General features: G+C 72.7%; 19 protein-coding genes. 8 read left to right on the top strand and 11 right to left on the bottom strand.

From position 1 onward, the window contains the following. Window positions 1–25 precede the first annotated feature (25 nt). The 5 genes from ACXR2U_RS07260 to ACXR2U_RS07240 all read right to left on the bottom strand — a co-directional run bounded on the left by ACXR2U_RS07260 (window position 26) and on the right by ACXR2U_RS07240 (window position 3,928). The gene (locus ACXR2U_RS07260; protein ID WP_458824288.1) at window positions 26–847 is read right to left on the bottom strand and encodes an alpha/beta fold hydrolase; all 822 of its coding nucleotides are present in this window, start codon (window positions 845–847) and stop codon (window positions 26–28) included. Window positions 848–918: 71 nt separating this feature from the next. Further along, window positions 919–1,461: a carbonic anhydrase gene (locus ACXR2U_RS07255; protein ID WP_458824287.1), complete on the bottom strand. Its 543-nt coding sequence runs from the start codon at window positions 1,459–1,461 to the stop codon at window positions 919–921. Further along, window positions 1,458–2,213, bottom strand: coding sequence for an SGNH/GDSL hydrolase family protein (locus ACXR2U_RS07250; RefSeq protein ID WP_458824286.1), 756 nt, complete (start codon window positions 2,211–2,213; stop codon window positions 1,458–1,460). Before ACXR2U_RS07250 ends, ACXR2U_RS07255 begins: the two co-directional genes overlap by 4 nt. 3 nt (window positions 2,214–2,216) lie before the next feature. Then, window positions 2,217–3,035 (bottom strand): alpha/beta fold hydrolase, encoded by an 819-nt coding sequence (locus ACXR2U_RS07245; protein ID WP_458824285.1) that lies wholly within the window; start codon window positions 3,033–3,035, stop codon window positions 2,217–2,219. Between the two features lie 47 nt (window positions 3,036–3,082). Beyond that, on the bottom strand, window positions 3,083–3,928 hold the full coding sequence (locus ACXR2U_RS07240) for an alpha/beta fold hydrolase (protein WP_458824284.1): 846 nt from the start codon (window positions 3,926–3,928) through the stop codon (window positions 3,083–3,085). 319 nt (window positions 3,929–4,247) lie between these two features. On the opposite strand from ACXR2U_RS07240, the gene ACXR2U_RS07235 reads away from it, so the two are divergent. Further along, window positions 4,248–4,499: a hypothetical protein gene (locus tag ACXR2U_RS07235; RefSeq protein ID WP_458824283.1), complete on the top strand. Its 252-nt coding sequence runs from the start codon at window positions 4,248–4,250 to the stop codon at window positions 4,497–4,499. 24 nt (window positions 4,500–4,523) lie between these two features. Here the strand turns inward: ACXR2U_RS07235 and ACXR2U_RS07230 are convergent, their stop codons facing one another. After that, window positions 4,524–7,268 (bottom strand): LuxR C-terminal-related transcriptional regulator, encoded by a 2,745-nt coding sequence (locus ACXR2U_RS07230; RefSeq protein WP_458824282.1) that lies wholly within the window; start codon window positions 7,266–7,268, stop codon window positions 4,524–4,526. A 159-nt stretch (window positions 7,269–7,427) separates the two neighbouring features. On the opposite strand from ACXR2U_RS07230, the gene ACXR2U_RS07225 reads away from it, so the two are divergent. Further along, entirely contained in the window at window positions 7,428–8,432 is a 1,005-nt protein-coding gene (locus ACXR2U_RS07225) for a helix-turn-helix domain-containing protein (RefSeq protein WP_458824281.1), read from the top strand. Here ACXR2U_RS07225 and ACXR2U_RS07220 read toward each other — a convergent pair. The 4 genes from ACXR2U_RS07220 to ACXR2U_RS07205 are packed head-to-tail and all read right to left on the bottom strand — an operon-like array spanning window position 8,392 to window position 11,413. Beyond that, entirely contained in the window at window positions 8,392–8,988 is a 597-nt protein-coding gene (locus ACXR2U_RS07220) for a TetR/AcrR family transcriptional regulator (protein ID WP_458824280.1), read from the bottom strand. The two genes, ACXR2U_RS07225 and ACXR2U_RS07220, sit on opposite strands and share 41 nt — an antisense overlap. Before the next feature lie 44 nt (window positions 8,989–9,032). Further along, on the bottom strand, window positions 9,033–9,896 hold the full coding sequence (locus ACXR2U_RS07215) for an oxidoreductase (RefSeq protein ID WP_458824279.1): 864 nt from the start codon (window positions 9,894–9,896) through the stop codon (window positions 9,033–9,035). Window positions 9,897–9,928: 32 nt separating this feature from the next. Further along, entirely contained in the window at window positions 9,929–10,528 is a 600-nt protein-coding gene (locus tag ACXR2U_RS07210; protein WP_458824278.1) for a TetR/AcrR family transcriptional regulator, read from the bottom strand. Window positions 10,529–10,570: 42 nt separating this feature from the next. Further along, the gene (locus tag ACXR2U_RS07205; protein WP_458824277.1) at window positions 10,571–11,413 is read right to left on the bottom strand and encodes a helix-turn-helix transcriptional regulator; all 843 of its coding nucleotides are present in this window, start codon (window positions 11,411–11,413) and stop codon (window positions 10,571–10,573) included. An 85-nt stretch (window positions 11,414–11,498) separates the two neighbouring features. Between ACXR2U_RS07205 and ACXR2U_RS07200 the strand changes: the two genes are divergently transcribed. The 6 genes from ACXR2U_RS07200 to ACXR2U_RS07175 all read left to right on the top strand — a co-directional run bounded on the left by ACXR2U_RS07200 (window position 11,499) and on the right by ACXR2U_RS07175 (window position 16,925). Next, window positions 11,499–12,464, top strand: a complete 966-nt coding sequence (locus ACXR2U_RS07200; protein WP_458824276.1) for an SDR family oxidoreductase — start codon at window positions 11,499–11,501, stop codon at window positions 12,462–12,464. 30 nt (window positions 12,465–12,494) lie between these two features. Continuing rightward, window positions 12,495–13,100, top strand: a complete 606-nt coding sequence (locus ACXR2U_RS07195) for a phage tail tip lysozyme (RefSeq protein ID WP_458824275.1) — start codon at window positions 12,495–12,497, stop codon at window positions 13,098–13,100. A gap of 86 nt (window positions 13,101–13,186) precedes the next feature. Beyond that, on the top strand, window positions 13,187–13,591 hold the full coding sequence (locus tag ACXR2U_RS07190) for a universal stress protein (protein ID WP_458824274.1): 405 nt from the start codon (window positions 13,187–13,189) through the stop codon (window positions 13,589–13,591). A gap of 43 nt (window positions 13,592–13,634) precedes the next feature. Continuing rightward, the gene (locus ACXR2U_RS07185) at window positions 13,635–14,507 is read left to right on the top strand and encodes a proline iminopeptidase-family hydrolase (protein WP_458824316.1); all 873 of its coding nucleotides are present in this window, start codon (window positions 13,635–13,637) and stop codon (window positions 14,505–14,507) included. Continuing rightward, a complete protein-coding gene (locus ACXR2U_RS07180; protein ID WP_458824273.1) occupies window positions 14,494–16,491 on the top strand; it encodes a Na+/H+ antiporter NhaA in 1,998 nt (665 codons plus the stop codon). Before ACXR2U_RS07185 ends, ACXR2U_RS07180 begins: the two co-directional genes overlap by 14 nt. Next, window positions 16,488–16,925 (top strand): TIGR03618 family F420-dependent PPOX class oxidoreductase, encoded by a 438-nt coding sequence (locus ACXR2U_RS07175; protein ID WP_458824272.1) that lies wholly within the window; start codon window positions 16,488–16,490, stop codon window positions 16,923–16,925. Before ACXR2U_RS07180 ends, ACXR2U_RS07175 begins: the two co-directional genes overlap by 4 nt. An 18-nt stretch (window positions 16,926–16,943) precedes the next feature. Here the strand turns inward: ACXR2U_RS07175 and ACXR2U_RS07170 are convergent, their stop codons facing one another. Further along, window positions 16,944–18,458, bottom strand: coding sequence for a class I adenylate-forming enzyme family protein (locus ACXR2U_RS07170; protein ID WP_458824271.1), 1,515 nt, complete (start codon window positions 18,456–18,458; stop codon window positions 16,944–16,946). Window positions 18,459–18,474: the final 16 nt, after the last annotated feature.

Here is an 18,474-nt window from a genome sequence, read left to right as displayed (position 1 = left end):
GACGGTGCCGGGTGCGGCCGCGGCCTCACACACGCCCGCCGGCTTCCAGCAGCAGTGGCGCCAGCGCGTCGGGCCGGTCCCACTGCGGCCAGTGCGCGGCCCCCGGTACCTCGTGGCGGGAGGCGTGCGGGAACAGGGACTGGAGGTGCTCGGTGACGCCTGCGCCGAAGCACGGATCGTGTGCCCCCGCCGCGACGGTGACCGGGACCTCCACGGCGGCGAGGTCTCCGGCGGCCACCCGGGCGTCCTGCAGCGCGAGGTCCGTGAACAGCTCACCCGTCCAGGCCCGGATCGCGGCTCTGGCGTCGGGGTGCCCCGCATCCCCGAAGAACTGGGGGATCACGGCTGTGACGCCGACTCCGGCCGGATCGGCCGGGCCTTCGCGCAGCTGCGCGTCGGTGTACAGCAGCATCCATCCCAGGACCGAGGCGTCGGCCAGGACGGCGTCCACGAGCGGACGGAAGTGCGGGTCGGCGAGCAGGCGGATGAACTCGGGGAAGCGGAGCGCGGGGGAGCGGCCGTAGTAGGTGTCGAGCAGGACCAGGCCGCCGACCTGGTCGGGGTGGTCGAGGGTGTGGTGGACCGCGACCGGGCCGCTGGCGTCGTGCCCCACCACCACGGGCCGGTCGAGGTCGAGGTCACGCACGACCGCCGCGAGTTCGGACTCGCGTTGCCCCGGTGCGAGCGTCGAGGTGACGCCCCGACCGGAACGGCCGTGACCGAGGAAGTCGAAGGTCACGACGCGTCGCGGTGCGAGGTGCGGAACGAGCCGGTCGTGGATGCGCGAGTCGTCCGGGTAGCCGTGCATCAGCACGAGAGCGGGCTCGGCGCCCGGGTGGTCGGTCACGTGCAGATCGCCCTGCTCGGTGTGGACTTCCCTCGCGATCGGGGCGACGCGACCGCCCCCTCCGGGGCCGCTCACGGAGCGGCCACCCGGAGCGGCGCGGGTGGCACGACGACCTCGACGCGGCCGGTGCCCACGTCGTAGACGAGCCCGGAGACGGCGAACGCCGGTGAGAGCATCGGTGCGGCGTGCAGGACGTCGACGTCGACGCGGACGGAGCCGTGCGGGTCGCTGACGGACTTGCCGTCGAGCTGGTCCGGGGGTATCTCGAAGTACTCGGCCAACAACTGGGGGAAGGCCGCGAGGTCGGTCATGCCGCAGTCGGTGTGGTGGAGCACGACGAGGTGCCAGCCGGAGCCGGGACCACCGTCGTTGGCCTGGCCGACCTTTCCCAGCATGGCGAAGGTCTTCAACGTCGCCGGAGTGATGCGGCCGCCGACGTTGCGGATCACCGCGGCCTCGCCGAGCTGGACGCCCAGGACGGCCGCGGGGTCGACTCGTGGGTCCACACACCCGACGAGCATGAGCTGGCGAGAGGGGTTGATCCGGAGCTGCGGGTCGAAGTCGACGGCGGCGAACGCGCCGTTGCGGGTGATCAGGTCGTCGAGGACGCTCATCGGGTCTCCTGGGCCGAGCCGGCCGGTCGGCCGGTGTCGGGAACTGGGGGAGGGGTGTGGGCGCGGATCGCGGCGACGAAGTCCTCCGCGACGAGGCGGTAGCCGTGGTCGTCGAGGTGGAAGTGGTCCTCGGCGCGGTCACGGCTCGTGAGGCGTGCGGGGACCGCGACGACGGCTCCGTTCGCGGCCGCGGAGTTCACGAGGTCGGCGACGGCTCGCAGAACCCCGAACGACCGGTCCGGCACCGCGACGAACGTGCCCGCCGGCAACGCGCGCAGCAGGGTGGCGTAGTGGTCGACCAGTACGCTGCGCAGTCGGCCACGGACGACGTCGTTGCTGCCGACGAGGACGGTGACCAGGTCGGGGGTCGGCGTGAGAGCTCCCATCGCCGGGATCTCCCGTTCGACGACGTCGAGCACCCGCGCACCGCTGATCGACAGGTTCACGACCCGGTGGGGGCGCCCGGCCGCGCGCAGCATGCGCGCGGCCTGCAGCACCCAACTCTGACCGAGCGAACTCGCGCCCACCCCCTGCGACAACGAGTCACCGAGGACGACCCACAGGGGTCCCGGCGCGGCCAGGGCCGCTACGTTGTGGGCGTGCCACTCGGCGGCGTACGGCGCGATCTCCGCTTCGACGTGCTCGACGCCGGGCAGCAACCGCCGGGCGAGCTGCACGAACAGGCCCTGCCGTCGATCGCTGACGCCGTCGAAGGCGAACGCCGCCGCGCCGTCCCTGTCGGTCGTCGGCACCGGTCAGCGGGCGGTGGCCGCGGTGACGATGAGGCTGGTGACCGCGCAGGGATCGGTCACCATAGACAGGTGCGGAGCCCGCACCTTGACCACCTTGGCGCCCGCGTGCGCCGCCATCGCTTGCTGGTTGGCCGGCGGGATGACCTTGTCGGCGGTGCCGATCAAGTCGTACGAGGGGATGGTCTTCCAGGCCGGGACGTACGGCGACGCCTCGGCGAGAGCGGTGTTCACCAGGGGTCGTTGCCCCGCCGCGAGGACGGCCGCGGTCTGCCGGGGTGCGCCGGCCACGAAGATGGCGGGAAACTTGTCCTGCCGGATGTAGTAGTCATCGGTGCCCTGGTCGTCGAGCGGGACGGGTGTGCTGAACACGTCCGCTCCGGTGAGTGCCGAACCCGCGCTGAGGCTGTTGACGCTCTGGCCCTGGTCGGGGATGTAGGCGTCGATGTAGACCAGGGCCTTCACGTTCGCGTTGCCGGTGGCGGCGTTGGTGGTGACCATGCCGCCGTACGAGTGGCCGACCAGCACGATGGGTCCGGACACGGTCGACAGGTACGCCTTCAGGTAGTCGGCGTCGGCCTTCACTCCCCGCAGCGGGTTCGGGACGACGTCGACGGTGTAACCGCGGCGGATGAGGTCCGCCGTGACGGCCGACCAGCTCGAGCCGTCGGCCCAAGCGCCGTGCACGAGCACGACCGTCGGCTTCGGTGCGGACTCAGCGGAGGGCGCGGCGGTGCTGCTCGCGGCGCCGGCGGTGAGGGACGCGGCGACGAGACCGAGGGTGCCGACCGCGGTGGCGATCTTGACGTGGGTGGGGACGGACATGGTGTTCCTCCGGTGGGTGGGGTGGTGGATGGTCGGGTGGGCGGCGTTCACGTCGTCGACGAGGTGCCGAGGAACTCGAGCAGCGCGGCGTTCACCTGGTCGGCGTGGGTCCAGACGATGGCGTGGGGACCGCCGGCCACCGCGATGTGCCGCAAGCCGGGGAGCAGTGCGGGGAGCCGGTTGCCGGTCGCGGGCGGCGGCAGGATCCGGTCCTGGTCGCCCTGCATCACCAGCACGGGGACGTCGAAGGCGTCGAGGTCCTTGCGGAAGTCGGTCAGCCACGCCTCGATACACGCGACCACGCCGAACGCCGAGGCGCTGACGGCGGTGTTCCAGCTGGCGCGGAACCGGTCCTCGCTGACGAGAGTGTCCTTGTAGACGTCGTAGTTGTAGAAGTTCGTGAGGAACCCCGTCATGAACGCCGGCCGGTCAGCGGCGGCGGCCTGGACGAACCCGTCGAACAGCTCCTGCGGGATGCCTTCGGCGTTGTCGTCGGTGTGCAGCAGGAAGGGCGGGATGGGACCGAGCAGCACGGCCCGGGCGATGCGCTCGGAGCCGTAGGTCCCGAGGTAGCGGGTGACCTCGCCGGTGCCCATCGAGAACCCGACCAGGCTGACGTCGCGGAGGTCGAGGGTGGTCAGCAGCACGTCGAGGTCGGCTGCGAACGTGTCGTAGTCGTAGCCGGTCGCGGGCTGGCTGGAGAGGCCGAATCCCCTGCGGTCGTAGGCGATCACGCGATGGCCGGCCTGCAGCAGAGCCGCTTCCTGCTTCTCCCACGAGCGCCCGTCGAGCGGGTAGCCGTGGATGAGGACCACGGGATCGCCTCCGCCGTGGTCCTCGTAGTACAGCTCGATCGGGCCGGAGTTCTCCTGGCCGACGGTGATGTGGGGCATCGTGTCTCCCGGGTCGACGACGTGTGCGGGTGGTGGTGGGTCCGACGGGTGCCATCCGACCGTGGGTCGTCACACGGCACATCACGCGAACGCAGGGTGTTGGTGCGGCGGGTCCGGTCGAAGGCCCGGCGCAGGTGGTCGTGCGCCCGCGCGTCCGGGTGAGATCCCCTGGGTTGCATGAAGGTCCGGCCGCCGGGGAACGGCCATTGACGGGGTGGTCCGGGCGGGCGGGAACCGCCGTGACGCCTCACCCTTTCGTGCGATACCGGTCGACCGAGACGGGTGCTGTACTGGGCCGCCCCGACGGTTGGAGTTGCTGGTGTACTTCTTGGTCACGGCGCGCGGGACGGGACCCGGGTCGGAAGCGGACGACGTGGTCCTCGCCTCGACGCTGCGTGAACTCCGTGACGAGCGGGTAGTGGCAGGCGTGTGGCGTCACCGCGATGCCGCGACCTGGGTGCTGCTGTTGGAGGCCGCAGACGACGACGAGGTGGCGCGGATCATGACCCGGTTCCCCGCAACGGTGGCCGGCAGCCTGGTCTTCACCGCGGACCCGGTCGTGCCGCTGTGACCGAGCTCGGAACCGCCGTGGCTGTCAGGTGTTCTCGTGGACCAGGTTGGTGAGTTGGACGCGGGACCGGACTCCGAGCTTGCCGAACGCGGAGCGCAGGTGGGAGCCGACGGTGTTGGGTGAGACGCCGAGTTCGGCCGCGGCCGAGCGGTTGGTGTGGCCCGCACTGACCAACCGCGCGACCACGAGTTCGCCCTCCGTCAGCGACGACCAGCCGCCGGCGGATCGCGTCGCCGGCGGACGCCGACGGCGCAGCCCGGCCCGCTCCAGCACCGCGATCACCCGGTGCTCGGAAGCATCTGCTCGGCAACGCCGGTAGATGCCCGCCGCCTCGGTGAGTGACGACCTCGCGGCGTCGCTCTCGCCGTCGCGGAGCGCCGCCGCGCCGAGGTCCTCGAGCGCCGAGGCGAGGACGAGCGGACGGGGCGTCGCCCGGAGCGTGTCGACGGCGGTGGCGAGCAGCGTCCGGTCCTCGCCGACGAGACCGGCGATCTGCGCGGCCGTTCCGACCCAGCTCGCGACGTCGGGGTTGTGGGTGGCCGCCCGGGCGGCGACGGCTCCGACCTGCGCGGCGAGATCGCGGTCGCCGGCGGCCAGCGCGATGCGGGCCAGCAACGGCGTCCACTGTGGCGACCACATCGTCGCGCAGAACCCGACCCGGTACGCCGCGACCACCGGAAGTACGAGGTGGACGGCTGACTCGCTGTCGCCCGCGACCAGCAACGTTGCAGCATGCACCACACGCAGTCCGGACGACCACTCGACGACGTTGGCGTCGGTGTCCTCGTGGGACTCCACCTCGGTGCCCCGGTGCAGAGCGACCTCCGCGAGCAGAGCGCGTGCGGCCGCGTGGTGGACGGGGTCACGCGTCTCGTCGGCCGCCACCTGCAGCCGCCGGGCTCGGGCCGCGGCGTCGTCGAGGCGACCGAGGTCGAGGTCCTGCCGGGCGGCGACGACGAGGACGCCCGGTCGCAGGCCGTCGACCTCCGGGCCGCCGGCCGCTCCGGCTCCGACGGTCTCCAGCTCCGCGGCGGCGGCGGCGTGCCGGTCGAGGTCCTGCAGGGTCCGGATCCGCTCCACCGTGAGGTCGACGTCGGCCGCGGTGACCGTACCGCCCAGCAACGCCCACGCCGATCCGTGCCGCATCTCGCGTCGGTCGCAGTCGACAGCGGCCAGGACGGCCAGACGGCGTGTGAGCGCGCCGCCGCCGGTTGGCGCGGCACCGGACGTCAGGCGTCCCGCGGCGTCGCGGACTTCGGGCAGTGCCGAGCGGGGTCGGGTCATGGCGTCGACGACTGCTCGCGCGGCGTCGAGGACCTGCCGGTCCCGTGGGTCGACGCGCTCACCGCCCAGCGCCGCCTCGATGCGGTCGCGGGCCCGGTCCCAGGCTGACGCCGCAACGAGCGAGCGCACGGCGCGGACCTGCCAGCGGGCCCGGTCTCCGCGGGCGTCGGCGGGCAGGGCGGCGAGGACCGCGTCGGCGACCTCCACCGCGTCGAGGTGCCGCTCCGTGTCCTGCAGGACGTCGACGACCCGCGCCGCGAGGGCGGCGGACGTCGCCGACGCCCGGTCGGTCAGGGCCCACGCGCTGCGGGCGAGGACGGCGGCCTCGCCCGCGCTCGAGTCCAGCTGCGACGCGGCGGCCCGGATCAACGTGTCGGCCGCGGCGCTGTCGCCGGGGGTGGCGCCGGCGCGCAGGTGACGTGCGGCGGTGAGTCGGTCGCCGGTGTCGAGCAGGTGCCGGGCGCACCGCAGGTGGAGCAGGCGCCGCTGCTCGACGTCGAGGTCGCCGTAGACGACCTCGCACACCCACCGGTGGGGGAACCGGAGCTCGCCGTCGTGCCGCGTCAGCAGGCCGTCCGCGAGGGCGAAGCGGGACGCGTCGGCGACCTGCACGACGCTCTGGTCGACGAGGACGGCCGCGGCCGTGGCCATCGGGAGCGGGCGGTCCCACACCGCCGCGACCCGGACGAGATCGGCGGCGTGCGCGGGCATCTCGGCCATCCGCTCACGGGTGGTGCGCAGCAGATCGGCCTGGGCCTGCAGCTCGGGCGGCTCGGTCGGGAGCTGACCGTCGATGCCGGCGAGCAGCTGCACGACCCACGACGGGATGCCCCCGGCGCTCTGCAACAGGTCGCGCACGGCAGGATCCGGCGCGTGGTCGAGGTGGTCGCGGGCGATGTCGTCGACGTCCCGGTCGGTGACCGGACCCAGGACCACCTTGGTCACCGCGGTGGCGGGCCCGGCCGTCGCCACGATGTCGTCGACGACCTCGGTGACCCCGCTCCGGCTGCCCAGCGCCCACACGAGGGGCGCGTCGGCGAGCCGCGCCGGGAGCAGACGCAGCGCGAACCGGGTCAGTTCGTCGGCGCGGTGGACGTCGTCGACGACGATCACGACCGGCGTCCGGGCCGCGAGGTCGGCCAGCAGTTCGCCGACGCGGTCGACCAGCCACACCTCGCGGTCGTACAACGACGCGAGCGAGCTGAACGCCTCGTGGTCGAGCAGGGGAGCCGGGCCGGACCGCAGCGCCACCAGCAACTGCGCACCGGGGAACGACGGCGCGGACGTCCCGCCGCCTCCGGCCCCGACCCGGAAGCCGAGGGCTGCCGACTCGACCGCGAGCGCGTCGAGGAACGCGGTGCGGCCGATGCCGGCGGGGCCGGTGACGGTGAGGACCGCCGACCGGCTGGTGCGCTGGGTGCGGCGCACGGTGTCCAGCGCCCGGCCGAGTTCTCCGGCTCGCCCACGCAGCACGACTCGGGCCATGGTTCCTCCGTTCGAGCGCGGTGACGCGCGGACGCTACGACGTCCGACGGCGGGTGGCCGGCATCTGTTCGCGTCCGTGCAGTTCCGGTCGGGTCCTGTGCAGGACGGGTCGAGCCGCTAGGCTCCTGGACCGAACGGTCCGGATACGAGGAGGCCCCCGTGGTCCTGCGGCTCGACACGGCCGAGGCGTCGCCGTCGGAGCGCGTCGACCTCGTCCACGACGCGATCGCGGCCTCGATCGTCCACGTCGACATCGCGTTCCCCGAACGCGGCGGCCCGGACGCGGTCTCCGTCCGGGGTGCCATCGGTCAGCTCGGACCACTCACGGTGTGCTCGATCCACTCCACCGCTGTGCGAGTGACCCGCACTGCCTCGCTCGCCCGCGACGACCTCGAACCGAGCCTGTTCTTCGGCCTCCAACTCGAGGGCTCGAGCATGGTGGTGCAGGGCGACCGTCAGGTCGTGGTCGGCCCCGGCGACCTGGTCTTCTACGAGTCGACGACGCCTTACACACTGCTCGACGAACGCGGGGTCAGGCAGCACTTCTTCCGCGTGCCGCTGGCCGAACTGGACGTGTCGCGCGATCTCATCCGGTCGCTCGCCGCCACCCGGCTCGCGCCCGGCAGTCCGGTTGCCACGCTCGCCGTGGACTGGTTCCGCTCACTGGGGTCGCAGCCTGATCTGTTGACCGCCGCTGACGCGGACCGTCTCGGCCGACCGAGCGTCGAGGTGTTCCGCTCGGTTCTCGCCACGCACGCGGACCGGACGTCGATGGCGGCCGAGGCGGCGGAAGGCAGTCTGGAGCTGCGGATCCTCGCCGTCGCGCGCCGCCACCTGGACGATCCTGCCCTCACCGCGGCCCGAGTCGCGGCGGACCTGCACATCTCCGAGCGTCAGCTCTACAAGACCCTCGCGGCACGGGGGGTTTCCCTGGCCGGGTACGTCCGCGCCGAGCGTCTCGAGGCCGCGAGGCGCGACCTGCTGCGGCATCCGACGACGACCATCGCAGCGATCGCGCGTCGGCGAGGTTTCGGTGACCCGTCGGCCTTCGCCCGCGCGTTCCGTCGCGCCCACGCGGTCACGCCCCACGAGTGGCGTCGGCAGCACCTGCCGGAGCGGCCGCTCAGCGGCGACGCCGACGGGCCGCCCTCGCTGTCGCCCTGACCTCGGCGGCCAGGTGTTCCGCCAACCTCACCGCCGCGGGGCCGTCCATCCGTGAGGTCATCACCATGCCGAGGTGCTGGGCCGTCAGCAGGTCCGAGTACGCCTCAGGGTCCGCGACCCGCATCCCGCGCGCCCCGTTGAGGAACGCTGCCCGGATGCGACGCCGGAAACCGACGACCCGGTGCGCGGCGGCTTCGTCGAGCGCGTGCAGCTCGGTCGCGGTGTTGATCATCAGGCATCCGCGCGCGACGACGTCCGAGGGCGCGTCGCGGAAATGTGCGCCGAAGGCGTCGAACCATCCTGCGACCTCGTCGCCCGCGGCACCGTCGGCCTCCAACGGCGCCAGCACCGGTTCGAGTATGGCCACGACGTAGTCGGTCGCCGCGCGGTCGAACAGCTCGCGCTTGCTCCCGAAGGTCTCGTAGAGGCTCGAACGACTCAACCCCGTCGCCGCCTGCAGATCGGCGACCGACGTCGCGACGTACCCGCGGGCCCAGAACACCTCGCGCGCCGCGGCCACCGCGACCGCTTCGTCGAAGCTCTTCGTGCGTGGCATCCGGCGACCTCCCGGAACACCGTAGACGAACGACCTCGTGGCCCTCAGGTGAGTGGGAACGCCGTGTTCGTCAACTCTTCCGACCTCGTCCACAACCGGGCGGCGAGCTGCGGGTCGCGGGCGCGCTTCGAGCGGCCGATGGGTTCGGCGCCACCGCGCATGTGCAGCAGGTGCTCTGGTCCGGTGAAGGTGTCGCCGGGGAGGTCGCCGGTGGCGGCCAACAGGACGGGGAGCGCGCCGTCGGCGGGGGACTGGGCGAACCGGCTCACGGCGAACCGCCCGAGCGCACTGGTGGCGCCGGCGGTCATGTTGCTCGCGACCAGCCCGGGGTGGGCCGCCATGGCCAGCACCGGCGAACCGACCGCGGTCAGCCGCCGCTGCAACTCGGCGGTGAACAGCAGGTTCGCGAGCTTGGTGGTGTTGTAGACGCGCTGCTCGCGGTACGGCGTCCGCTCGGTCATGAGGTCGTCGAGGTCGAGACGGCCGGCGCGCTCGGCCTGCGAGGCCACGCTGACCACCCGCCCCGTCACGTGGGGCAGCAGCAGGTTGGTCAGGGCGAAGTGGCCGAGGTGGTTGGTGCCCATCTGCAGCTCGAAGCCGTCGCGGGTCGTCTGCCGGGTCGGCACCGAGACCCCCGCGTTGTCGATCAACAGGTCGACCGGACCCTCCCACTCCTCGGCGAACGCCCGCACCGAGCTGAGGTCGGCGAGGTCGAGGCGTCGCACCTCGGTCGAGCCCGCGGCGACCGCCTGCCGGCCGCGGTCGAGGTCGCGCACGGCGTAGACGACGTGGGCGCCGGCGGCGGCCAACGCCGCGGCGGTGGCGGCCCCCAGACCGCTGCTGGCGCCGGTGACGATCGCCGTGCGGCCGACGAGCTGGGACGGGGTGAGGAACGGGGACGAGGTCACGTTCCCAAGAGTAGACAGTGTCTACTAAGTAGTCAACGTCTACGTCGAGTGCGGGGGGCGACGCCGAAGACCTGACCGGCGTCGTCGACGAGCTGGTCGATCTGAGCCGGGTCGATGCGTCCGGCCGCGACCAGCGACGCGATGCCGTGCAGCGTCGAGGCCAGCACGAGTTGCCGCCGCACGCCCCCCACCGCCCCGATTCCCGGCGTGGGCATGACCCGCTCGATGACCGCACCGACGGCGGCGAAGAAACCCTCGGCGGCTTCGGCGATCCCGGGATCGGCCCGGTGGTTCTTGGTCGTGAACATCAGGTCCATCAGCGCGGGGTCCACCACCGCGAAGTCGATGTACGCCCGCGCGACGGCCCGGAAGGCGGCCGGCGGGTCGTCACCTGCGGCCTCCGCGGCGGCGGCCACCGTGGTCGTCAGTTCCTCGAAGCCGAGGCGGGCCAACGCGTCGAGCAGGTCCTGTCGCTCCGTGAAGTGCCGCCGCGGTGCGCCGTGGCTGACCCCGGCCTCACGCGCCAACTGCCGCAACGACAGCGCGTCCTCGCCGGAGCTGCGCAGCGTCTGCCGGGCGCGGGTGAGCAGCTCGTCGCGCAGGTTGCCGTGGTGGAACGGCTTGTCGGCCACAGGCGCACGCTATCCGAGCCGGCGCCCACGAGGGTCGCGCTGTCAGACCCGCTCGGACGCGCCGAGCACCGCCAGCAGCTCCAGCTTCTGCGCGCTCTCGCTGCCGGGCTCGGCCGTGTAGACGAGCAGGTGGTGCGCCTGCTCGGTGTCGAGCAGCGTCTGGCAGCTCAGCTCCAGCCGGCCGACCTCCGGGTGCTGGAACCGCTTGTGGGGCGGCGGTTTCAGCCCCACCTCCTGTCGGTCCCACACGGCGCGGAACTCCTCGCTCTGCTCCAGCAGCAGCGCCGTGTACTGCGCCGCGCGGGAGGACGGCCCTCGTGCGGCCAGGTTCGCCCGGAGGCCCGAGGCCCACATCCGCGAGAGGAACGCGTGGTCCTCGGGGGCGTAGACCGCACGGGACGACGGGTCGGTGAACCACCGGTAGCCGATGCTGCGCGCCGGGCCGGTGAACCCGGTGGTGCGGCCGACCAGAGCGGCGGCGAGCGGGGTCTGGCGCAGGGTCTCGCCGAGTTCGTTGACGATCTCGGCCGCGGTGTCGGTCAAGCGGTCGAAGATCCGCAGCATGCCCGGCGCGACGTGGTCGCTGATGCCGCCGCGCGGCGGCGGGGTGTGGCCGACCAACCGGAACAGGTGGTCACGCTCGTCCAGCGACAGGTGCAGGCCCTGGGCGATGGCCGCGGTCATCTGCTCCGAGGGCTGCGGGCCTCGTTCCTGCTCCAGACGCGTGTAGTAGTCGGTCGACATGTGGGCGAGCAGCGCGACCTCCTCGCGGCGCAGGCCGTCGGTCCGGCGTCGGGGGCCGCGGGGGAGTCCCACGTCCTCCGGTTGCAGCGCCTCGCGCCGGTGACGGAGGAACGCGGCGAGCGCCGGCCGGTCGGTGGTCACCCCACCTTTGTCCCAGACCGGGCCGCCGGTATCCACGGATCGACGATCCCTGGTCCGTTCCGAGCGGGCCGGGGACGGTGGAGCCATGAGCCGAACCCCACCCGACATCACCCTCCCCGACCTCACCGGACGACGTGCCCTCGTCACCGGCGCGAGCGACGGCATCGGCCTCGGCATCGCCGGGCGCCTGGCCGCGGCCGGCGCCGAGGTCGTCATGCCGGTCCGCAACCATGCGAAGGGCGAACGGGCCGCGGCCGCGATCCGCGCCGACCACGCCGAGGCGGTCGTCGACCTGCTGGATCTCGACCTCTCCTCCCTCGCCTCGGTCGCCGCACTCGGTCGCACCCTGGTCGCCGACGGCCGTCCGATCCACCTGATGGTCAACAACGCGGGGGTCATGTCCCCGCCCGAACGGCAGACGACCGCCGACGGCTTCGAGCTCCAGTTCGGTACCAACCACCTCGGCCACGTCGCGCTCGTCGCGCACCTGCTGCCGCTGCTCGCGGCCGGGCGGGCGCGGGTCACCTCCCAGATCAGCGTGGCCGCCGCCCGCGGCAACGTCGCCTGGGACGACCCGAACTCCGAACGCGCCTACGACGCGATGCGGGCCTACCGGCAGTCCAAGATCGCGTTCGGCCTGTTCGGGCTCGAACTCGAACGCCGCAGCGCCGCCCACGGCTGGGGGATCAGCAGCAACCTCTCCCACCCCGGCGTGGCGCCGACCAGCCTGCTGGCGGCGCGGCCCGAGCTCGGTCGGCGGGAGGACACCCGGCAGGTCCGGGTCATCCGGGCCCTGTCGCAGCGCGGGATCCTGGTGGGAACGGTGCGCAGTGCACAGCTGCCGGCCCTGCTCGCGGCGACCACGGGCGAGGGTGGCCGGCTCTACGGACCCGCGGGTGCGGGGCACGTCGGCGGCCCACCGGCCGAGCAGAAGTTGTACAAGCCGTTGCGCAGTGAGTCCGACGCCGCCCGGGTGTGGGAGCTCTCGGAGCAGCTGGTCGGCGTCACGCTCGAACTGGCCGGACGCGACCCGGTGGTCCTAGAGTCCTGACGGATCGGACTTCCGACCCGAGGAGACCCCTTGTCCGAACGCCCTCGCACGTCCGGCCCGGTGATCGCGCGCGTCGCCGCTGTGCTGGCAGCGTTGCTCACGACAACACTGCTGGTCGCGGCTCCGGCCTCGGCGGCGCCGGCGACTCCCGGTGGCAACGGCGTGGGGATGAGCCCCAACTCCGGCGCCGTGGCGGCCGCGATCATCCGCGCCAACGAGGAGCGCGCCTTCCGGTTCTTCGTGTCCAAGGGGCTGACCAAGGTCCAGGCGGCCGGTGTGGTCGGCAACCTCGACCAGGAGTCGGGGATGGACCCCACGATCAAACAGTTCGGGGGCGGCCCCGGTCGGGGCATCGCGCAGTGGAGTGTCGGCGGCCGCTGGGACACGTACGCCGGGGACAACGTCAAGCAGTACGCCGCCGGCCGGGGCACGAGCCGGCTGGCGCTCGGGACGCAGCTCAACTTCATCTGGTACGAGCTGACCAAGTTCTCCTACTACGGGCTGTCGTCGCTGAAGGCCGCGACGACGATCACCGCCGCCGTGGTGGCCTTCCAGGACAAGTTCGAGGGCTGCGGCGACTGCAACACGGCCGCCCGGGTGAGCTACGCCCAGGCGGCCTACACGCGGTACGCCTGAGCCCCGGCGGTTCCCGGGGGCGACGACGTCGGGCGGGCTTGGCATGATGTGGCGTTGACCACCTGTCCCGCTGCGAGGAGACCACCGTGACCGTCGTCGTCGGCTACGTACCGGATGCCACCGGCTTCCTCGCCATCACCGAGGCGGTGCAACAGGCCCGGTTCCGCCAGACCGACGTCGTCATCGTCAACGTCGTCGACGAGTCGGGATTCGTGAAGCCGACCGCCGCCGACGAGCAGGACCTCGACGCCGTCGCCCGCCGCCTCACCGAGGACGGGGTGCGGTTCTCCGTGCGCCACGTCAACCAGGACCGCCGCTTCGCGTCCGACGAGATCCTCAAGGCCGCGGACGAGGTCGAGGCCGAACTCATCGTGGTCGGACTCCAGCGCCGGTCGCCGGTGGGCAAGGCGCTGCTGGGCAGCAACGCCCAGCGCATCCTGCTCGGCGCGACCTGCCCGGTGCTCGCGGTGCGGGCGCCCGAGGACCAGTGACGCGGTGACCGCCCCCCTGCGCCCGGCCGACCGGGAGGGCGAGCTGGCGTGGGGCGACGGCTTCCGCACCTGGTACCGGGTGACCGGCGATCTCGCCGAGGGTGTCCCGCTGGTCGCGCTCCACGGCGGACCGGGTGCGCCGCACGACTACCTGCTGACCGTGGCCGACCTCGCAGTCGGCGATCGCGCCGTCGTCCACTACGACCAGGTCGGGTGCGGACGCTCCACCCACCTGCCCGACCGGCCGACGGAGTTCTGGACGGTGCAGCTGTTCCTCGACGAGCTCGAGGCCGTTCTCGCCGGCCTCGGGATCACCAGCTACGACCTGCTCGGGCAGTCGTGGGGCGGCATGCTCGCCGCCGAGCACGCGGTGCGGCGCCCGGAGGGACTGCGCCGGCTGGTGATCGCCGACTCGCCGGCGTCCATGGCGCTGTGGTCCTCGGAGGCCGCCCGGCTGCGGTCCGAGCTCCCGGGGGACGTCGCCGCCACCCTGACCGAGTACGAGGCCCGCGAGCAGTACGACGCCCCGGAGTACCTCCAAGCGATGCAGGTCTTCTACGACCGCCACGTGTGCCGGGTCGTCCCGAACCCGTCCGAGGTCGCCGCGACCTTCGCGGCGCTGGAGGAGGACCCGACCGTCTACCACACGATGAACGGCCCCACGGAGTTCACGGTGCTGGGATCGTTGCAGGGGTGGACGGTCATCGACCGGCTCGACGCCGTCGCGGTGCCCACGCTGTTGGTCTCTGGGCGGTACGACGAGGCGACGCCCGCCTGCGTGCAGCCGTTCGCGGACGGCATCGCCGACGTCCGCTGGGTCGTGTTCGACGAGTCGAGCCACATGCCGCACATCGAGGAACGCGACCGGTTCACGACCGTCGTCGGCGAGTTCCTCGACGGGCATGACGTCTCCTGAGCGCGAAGTACCCGTGACCACGCCCGGAGCGGGCCGCCTCCAAGGGACCACCCGCTGGACCCGTCAGGTGGCCGCACCGGTCGCGCAGTTCCTGCGGACCGAGTCCGGCAGTGCGGTGGTCCTCGTGGCCGCGATCGTCGCCGCGCTGGTCTGGGCGAACCTGCCGGGCGACAGCTACGAGCGGTGGTGGGAGCTCGACGTCTCGCTGCGCCTCGGCGACGTCGGCGTGACCCGCGACCTGCGCACCTGGGTCAACAGCGGGCTCATGACGTTCTTCTTCCTCGTCGTCGGGCTCGAGGCGCGACGGGAGTTCGACCTCGGTGACCTCCGCGAGCGGCGCCGGTTCCTGCTGCCGTTGTTCGCAGGCGTCCTCGCCATGGCCTTGCCGGTGCTGCTCTACCTCGCGTTCACACTCGGTGGTCCGGGCGCCCGCGGGTGGGGGGTGGCGATGTCGACCGACACCGCGCTCGCCCTCGGCCTGCTCACCCTGGTCGGCCGCCAGGTGCCCGACCGCGTGCGCGTGTTCCTCGTGACGATCTTCGTGGTCGACGACGTCGCGTCGCTGCTGGTCGTGACCGTCGTCTACAGCGAGCACGTCGAGTGGATGCCGCTCGCCCTGGCGGTGCTGTTCTTCGGGTTCGCGCTGGTGGTGAAGTACCTGGGCGTGCGCCGCGGGTGGGTGTACTTCGCCTTCTCGTTGGTGTCGTGGTTCGCGCTGCTCGGCAGCGGGGTGGACCCGATCATCCTGGGCCTGGCCGTCGGGTTGATCGCCGTCGCCTACTCGCCCTCGCGCGACGACCTCGAGCAGGTCAGCGGCCTGTACCGGCTGTTCCGTGAGCAACCGACCCCGCAACTGGCCCGGTCCGCGCGGACGGGCCTGGTGCGGAGCATCTCGCCCAACGCCCGGCTGCTCGACCTCTACCTGCCGTGGAGCAGCTACCTCATCGTGCCGTTGTTCGGGCTCGCCAACGCCGGGCTGGTGATCGACGGGCCGTTCCTCGCCCGGGCGATGGCCTCCCCGGTGGTGTGGGGCGTCGTGGTCGGCTACGTCGTCGGCAAACCCGTGGCCGTCATCGCGACGTCGTGGGCGTTGGAGCGGGCGACCTCCGGACGCGTCCGACCCCAGGTCGGGTGGGCCTCGGTCCTCGGCAGCGGGACGATCGCGGGCATCGGGTTCACCGTCTCGTTCGTCGTGGCCGCGCTGGTGTTCGACGGCGACCGGCTGGCCGAGGCGAAGTTCGGGGTGCTGCTCGCGGCGCTGATCGCCTCGTTGGTCACGTGGGTGGTCTTCCGCGTCACGGCGTTGCTGCCGGGCGCCCGACGCGAACGGGCCCTGCTCGGCGACGGCGACCAGATCGTCGATCTGGCCCAGCCGGTCGACCCCGACGTCGACCACGTGCGAGGTCCCGCGGACGCGTCGGTGACCGTGGTCGAGTACGGCGACTTCCAGTGCCCCTACTGCGGGCAGGCCGAGCCGGAGGTCCGGCGGCTGCTCGTCGACACCGACCTGCGGTACGTGTGGCGTCACCTGCCGCTGACCGACGTCCACCCGCAGGCGCACATGGCTGCGCTCGCGGCCGAAGCCGCGGCGGCGCAGGGGAAGTTCTGGGAGATGCACGACCTGATGCTCGACCGGCAGGAGCACCTGCGGATCGCCGACCTTCTCGACGACGCCCGCGAACTCGGCCTCGACACCGACCGGTTCCACGACGACGTCATGAACGGCTCGGGCGTGGCGCGGGTCGCCCGGGACGTCGAGTCCGCCGACGAGTCCGGGGTGGCGGGCACGCCGACGTTCTTCGTCAACGGGGTGCGGCACTTCGGGGCCTACGACGTCGAGACGCTCAAACAGGCCGTCCGCACCGCGCGGATCCGGGCGTCCATCGCGGGTCGCGGCCCCGCCGCCGGGGAGAGCACGTCTGCCGGAGACAGCCCCGCCGCCGGAGAGAGCCCCTCAACCGGAGAGAGCACGGTGGACGCATGACGACCGTCATCGAGGCGGTCGCCCTCGCCCGCGCCGACCAGGGACTCGCGGTGGTGGCCACCGTGCGCGCCGACGGCACCATCCAGTCGACCCTCGTCAACGCGGGAGTCCTCCCGCACCCGGTCACCGGTGAGCAGGCGCTGGCGTTCGTCGCGAGCGGCCGCCACAAGCTCGCGAACCTGCGGGCACGACCGCAGACCGCGTTGACGTTCCGGGAGGGCTGGCGCTACGGCACGGTGGAGGGTCGGGCGGAGCTGATCGGTCCGGACGACCCCGCCGACGGCTTCGATCCCGAGCGGATCCGTCTGCTCCTGCGCGAGATCTTCACCGCCGCCGGCGGCACCCACGACGACTGGGACGAGTTCGACCGGGTCATGCGCGACGAACGCCGTACCGCGGTGGTGGTCACCCCGACCCGCGTCTACGGCACCTGAGCCCGGGCGCCCGCGCCGTCAGAGCCGCGCGCGCAACGCCTTCCGGTCCAGTTTGCCGATGCTCGTGAGCGGCACGGCGTCGACGATCCGGACGTCACGGGGGTACTTCGCGGCCGAGAGCCGTTCGCGGGCGAACGCCACGAGGTCACCAGCGCTGATCGTTGCACCGGGCTGCAGTTGCACGAAGGCCACGACCTCCTCACCCTTGTCGGGATCCGGCCGTCCGACCACCGCGCACACGGCGACGTCGGGATGCGCGATCAGCACCTCCTCCACGTCACGGGGGTAGACGTTGAAGCCGTTGCGGATCACGACGTCCTTGAGGCGGTCGACGATCGTGAGGTAGCCGTGGTCGTCCAGGTGTCCGATGTCGCCGGTGTGGAACCAGCCGTCGCGCAACGCGCCGGCCGTGGCCTCCGGGTCGTTCCAGTACCCGGTCATGAGCGACGCCGACCGCAGGCAGACCTCGCCGTCGACACCCGGGGGTAGCTCCGCGCCCGTGGCCGGGTCGACGACCCGGATCGACATCCCGGGAGCCGCCTGGCCCACCGTCCCCGGCCGGGCGTGGCCCATGCGGTTCACCGTGCCCGAGGCGAAGGTCTCGGAACATCCGTAGCCCTCGTCGATCTCGACGCCCGGCACGCGGCGGCGCCACTGCTCGACGACCTCGGCGGCCAGCGGGGCACTCCCGCTCACCAACCGTTGCAGGGTGCGCAGATCGTACGACTCGAGGGGGAACTGCAGCAGCACCCGCAACATCGTCGGTACGACCGGGCTGGTCTCCACGCCCTCGGCCGCGACCAGGTCGAGCCAGCCGGTCGGGTCGAACCACCGCATGAGCACGGTCCGGCTGGGGCGGGTGGCGTGCAGGGAGGTCGAGGTCACCAGCAGCCCGAAGGCGTGCGCCAGCGGTAGGGGCACCAGGCTGACGTCCAGCGGGGCCTCCTCGCCGGCGGAGACCGCGGCCCAGGCCGCGGCGGAGACCGCGTCCTGGCTCAGCACGACACCCTTGGACCGCCCGGTCGTTCCGCCGGTGTAGAGCAGGGCGGCCGGGTCGGACGGGGGTCGGGTCGTCAGCGCGGCCTCGGCGTGGGCCGCGAGCTCGTCGAAGGCCACGGCCGCGCCGGCGTCACCCGCCACGACCACGGTGGTCGGCAGGCCCGCTGCGGCGGCGGTGACCTTGGGGGCGAACTCCGGCGTGGTGACCACGACCTTCGCCCCGGAGTCGGCCAGGGCGTGCCGGAGTTCGGGCTCGGTCAGCAGGAACAGCAGCGGGGTGACGACCCCGCTGATCCACCACACCGCCCGGTACGTCACCAGTACCTCGGGGCAGTTGGCCATGCACACGGCCACGCGGTCGCCGGGTGCTACCCCCAGCTCGACCAGCCCGCCCGCGACCCGCCGGGCCCACGCGCCGAGGTCGGCCGTGGTGTGTTCGCGACCCTCGAACAGCAGGGTGCTGGTGTCGCCGAAGCGTTCCTCGGCCCGCTCGGCGAGCACGCTCAACGGCGTGCCCTGCGCATCGGTGAGCATGGGAACGGACCGTAGT

The sequence above is a fragment of the Jatrophihabitans sp. YIM 134969 genome (genome assembly GCF_054456675.1).
Note: the sequence above shows the minus strand (reverse complement) of the source record. Positions and strands in the feature narration are given on the sequence as shown.

What these genes read in the sequence shown, in the direction of transcription:
- ACXR2U_RS07255 (WP_458824287.1), bottom strand. Translation starts at nt 1,461, where the DNA reads ATGAGCGTCCTCGACGACCTGATCACCCGCAACGGCGCGTTCGCCGCC.
- ACXR2U_RS07245 (WP_458824285.1), bottom strand. Translation starts at nt 3,035, where the DNA reads ATGTCCGTCCCCACCCACGTCAAGATCGCCACCGCGGTCGGCACCCTC.
- ACXR2U_RS07240 (WP_458824284.1), bottom strand. Translation starts at nt 3,928, where the DNA reads ATGCCCCACATCACCGTCGGCCAGGAGAACTCCGGCCCGATCGAGCTG.
- ACXR2U_RS07230 (WP_458824282.1), bottom strand. Translation starts at nt 7,268, where the DNA reads ATGGCCCGAGTCGTGCTGCGTGGGCGAGCCGGAGAACTCGGCCGGGCG.
- ACXR2U_RS07220 (WP_458824280.1), bottom strand. Translation starts at nt 8,988, where the DNA reads ATGCCACGCACGAAGAGCTTCGACGAAGCGGTCGCGGTGGCCGCGGCG.
- ACXR2U_RS07200 (WP_458824276.1), top strand. Translation starts at nt 11,499, where the DNA reads ATGAGCCGAACCCCACCCGACATCACCCTCCCCGACCTCACCGGACGA.
- ACXR2U_RS07180 (WP_458824273.1), top strand. Translation starts at nt 14,494, where the DNA reads ATGACGTCTCCTGAGCGCGAAGTACCCGTGACCACGCCCGGAGCGGGC.
- ACXR2U_RS07175 (WP_458824272.1), top strand. Translation starts at nt 16,488, where the DNA reads ATGACGACCGTCATCGAGGCGGTCGCCCTCGCCCGCGCCGACCAGGGA.
- ACXR2U_RS07170 (WP_458824271.1), bottom strand. Translation starts at nt 18,458, where the DNA reads ATGCTCACCGATGCGCAGGGCACGCCGTTGAGCGTGCTCGCCGAGCGG.